Origin of the sequence: Salinicola socius (assembly GCF_001937195.1) — a bacterium.
GTDB classification, from domain to species: domain Bacteria; phylum Pseudomonadota; class Gammaproteobacteria; order Pseudomonadales; family Halomonadaceae; genus Salinicola; species Salinicola socius.
In genome coordinates this window covers 1-3,006 of sequence record NZ_MSDO01000037.1, presented here as the reverse complement: position 1 = coordinate 3,006, position 3,006 = coordinate 1, and the positions used below count along the sequence as shown (strand labels likewise).

4 protein-coding genes are annotated in these 3,006 nt (G+C 44.0%); 2 read left to right on the top strand and 2 right to left on the bottom strand.

The window, feature by feature from the left end:
* Positions 1–47: 47 nt before the first annotated feature.
* Both BTW07_RS18295 and BTW07_RS18290 read right to left on the bottom strand, forming a co-directional pair.
* On the bottom strand, positions 48–1,748 hold the full coding sequence (locus BTW07_RS18295) for a hypothetical protein (protein WP_144076970.1): 1,701 nt from the start codon (positions 1,746–1,748) through the stop codon (positions 48–50).
* A gap of 52 nt (positions 1,749–1,800) precedes the next feature.
* On the bottom strand, positions 1,801–2,091 hold the full coding sequence (locus tag BTW07_RS18290) for a helix-turn-helix domain-containing protein (protein WP_075571601.1): 291 nt from the start codon (positions 2,089–2,091) through the stop codon (positions 1,801–1,803).
* Between the two features lie 110 nt (positions 2,092–2,201).
* Here BTW07_RS18290 and BTW07_RS18285 point away from each other — a divergent pair, with 110 nt between their 5' ends.
* Together BTW07_RS18285 and BTW07_RS20070 are read left to right on the top strand one after the other, a co-directional pair.
* On the top strand, positions 2,202–2,408 hold the full coding sequence (locus BTW07_RS18285; protein WP_075571600.1) for a DNA-binding protein: 207 nt from the start codon (positions 2,202–2,204) through the stop codon (positions 2,406–2,408).
* The coding region (locus tag BTW07_RS20070) for a hypothetical protein (RefSeq protein WP_208605435.1) at positions 2,405–3,006 on the top strand (602 nt) is incomplete at its 3' end. The genes BTW07_RS18285 and BTW07_RS20070, both read left to right, overlap by 4 nt.

Here is a 3,006-nt window from a genome sequence, read left to right as displayed (position 1 = left end):
CCGTAAAAACAGCCAGTTATGAGAACCGAAACCGTCAATGCCCGTCTCTAAGCGTCAACGCGGTTGACAGTTGGTTGACGCAGTCTTGACGCATATTCATCTGCATTTATGTTCATTGTGAAAGCTGGTGAACGAATCGTTTCCCCCCCAACTTCAAAAGATTCCGTTTGATACTCAAAGTCTTCCCCTTCTTTAGGAAGCCAGCTTAACGATCTGCAAGTCTCGTAAACTTCAGCCAACTTGTTCTCATTGTTAATTAATTTTTCGAATATATCTGAATTAACAACAGGTATCTCCGATACAATAGATTGCTTTCCTCCGTAATTCATTACAAGTACAATAGCTTCAAATCTGTAGTCATTAAACCTCGTCTCATTAGCGACTAGACTGCCCATTACTTCTACTTTATTTCTGTTAAAAAACCTTTTCTTCCTTTCTACCTGAACCACTTTCTCGTCGCATACCTTTTGTCTTTTAACTAGCTCACGATAATCTCCGGGCTGAATCATCCATCTCATCTCTATAATCAGACAAAATTTTTCCTCAGAATCCAATACGACTAGATCTACTTCTTCCTTGTCACCATTGGCTGAATAATGTCGATTTTGAAAACACCTCCCTAAATGGCTAACTTTTTCACTTATATGCTCCACCATTTTTATTTCAAAAAAACGGCTACTTCTATCGAAGAGCTTTTTATCCAACCTAGCACTAAGAGATAGAGCATTTCTCTGGCAATTAGATGTCATAAGCAGAATGCTAGGAATAAGCAGCGCGCCAGATCCTGTGGAGTAGATGGGTTGCAAGGCTGGGTCCGGCGTTTTAACGCCAAAGCCATAAGTTAAGCTATCAACAAACTTTTCAATTTTATCATCCCCAACCGAAGCCACTATATCTATATCTCTTATAAGCTGCTTTTTATTAATTTTTAACAGGATTGAACTTTCCATTCCGCCTTTGATATTTTTTTCGGACGCCTTACAGTGGACAGATAGCACATGAAATGCGCACCTCACCCACAACGCGTTGATAAGACATAAGGTTTCGAACCCATCCCCCCAAGGGAACTTGAAATCCCTAGGTATTATCTCATCTCTTTGAGGTAAATATTTCAATAGCATTTTTATTGAAGCGGGTGTGTATTCATACACTGGCTTTCTTTTTTTTATGCGCGTATTCCTGCAAATGGATTTAACCACATCGTTATCTTTATTTTCATCCTGCATCAAATAAACAAATACACTGAACATGTCAACCTCTGAACCCTTTCCATGGTTCAGATACTCAAGCGCCACATATTCTGCAGTATTTTCATTGAGATTTTTTACTTCGTAAACCCCATCGATCAATTCAACTTTCACTCGATTTTCGTAACATCCCAATACAATCCTGTGTAGCCTCTCATATTCAAGACCTGCCATTATTAAGGCTGAAGACTTTCTATAAAATAATGGATAAACCTTTTCCGGAAGTTTAACTCCGCTATTCTCACTGTTTTCTAGCACCAACAGCAGCGAATGCTTTAACGAATACTTCAATTGATCAAAAAATATTAGCAGCGAATCTTTAAACTCTACAGCATCTTTTGCAACCGAGAATCTTGCAAGGTCTTCAGCTACAGTTAGCAGATACCAAGCTGATATATCTCTTATTTTTGAAGGAATCAGATCTTTTTCAAATCCTTTATCAATGATTCCTTCTAGCTCAGCAAATACCGCCTCATTCGTCAGTGCGACTCTATCATTCATGTCCCTGCCCCCACCCAACACTAATTCCCTGTTCCCCGATACCAGCGTTCCGCTACTCGCTTCGCGACTCGGTATCCGTTCCGGTCGGCTTGAGCCGATCTCTTGCTTCCTCTATCTCCGGCGACGTCTGGCCATCCCCTTCCTCTAGCGGTATCTCGTTGAGCCATTTCCGAAACTGAGGGTAGGAACGCTGCACGGCACGCAACACCTCTATGGAGCATTTCATGCGCTCCAACTCGATGCTGGTGATCGTATTCACGCTTATTCCAATACGTTCACTGAAGTCCTTTCTGCTTATTCCAAAAAGTTCTCTTATGGCACGTATCTTCTTGCCTTCTTCCATTGATGTACGTTCCTACACTGTGTAAGATCGTATCAAGTTGTACGAATGTACATGCTACGTTCTTGATACATAAAAAGCCTAACACAGACGAATAAAGGCGGCTTACGACAATGGAAGCAAGCAAAACGCCCCAGGTCCCACCGATCGTGCCGGTCATGACCAGAGAGCGCTTCTCCCAGCTTTCCGGGATGTCCCTCGACACCATCGAAGGCCATGTCCGTCGTGGCTACATCCCGGTCCTGAAGGTCGGCCGCCGCAGCCTGATCAACATCGCTCTTCTCCAGGCCGAGTGCCTCGAAGGGGAGGAATGGTCATGAATCGTCGATCTCCTTCCCAACTGTCCAAAATTTATTTAGGCCAAGGCCTTCATTTTTCGCGCAGCTTGTCGTTAACATGCGTTAACACGGCTAAGCAAGACGGCCGCGCCCCCTTTTCGACTGCTACAGGCGACCTCGAACCACAACCTGTCAGAAACGCCAAAAAATCGATTTTTGGTTGCTTCCCCGCGACCGCTTCAACCTGGTATGGCAAACGGTCTATCCCGACTGCTTCCCATAGCCGGGTTTTTTTTGCAGCAAAATCAGGTATCAGCCAAAAGTTGTATACCACTACATCACTTTATTTAACGAAGGCTACTTTTCTTCTTGCAAAAGCCGTAATAGCATCAGCCTGTGCAACGGTTTCTTGCTCTTCGGCTCGTTCCTCCGACCTCAAGTCCGTCAGAGCCATTAATAGGCTCGCACCGAACTATAGCGACCATGAACAGCGCTATTACCTACACGACGTCCTGACTCGATCAGTTGACGCACCACTCGCCCGCACCGGCCTATGGCGCTATCAAGCCATATATCCGGTGCGGTTTTTTTGCAATCCTCTCATTACATATTTACAAACTGTTATCGCGATCTATCGCGC

Bases quoted from the DNA above. Each gene is read 5' to 3' on its own strand.
- BTW07_RS18295 (WP_144076970.1), bottom strand. From the start codon at position 1,748: ATGAATGATAGAGTCGCACTGACGAATGAGGCGGTATTTGCTGAGCTA.
- BTW07_RS18290 (WP_075571601.1), bottom strand. From the start codon at position 2,091: ATGGAAGAAGGCAAGAAGATACGTGCCATAAGAGAACTTTTTGGAATA.
- BTW07_RS18285 (WP_075571600.1), top strand. From the start codon at position 2,202: ATGGAAGCAAGCAAAACGCCCCAGGTCCCACCGATCGTGCCGGTCATG.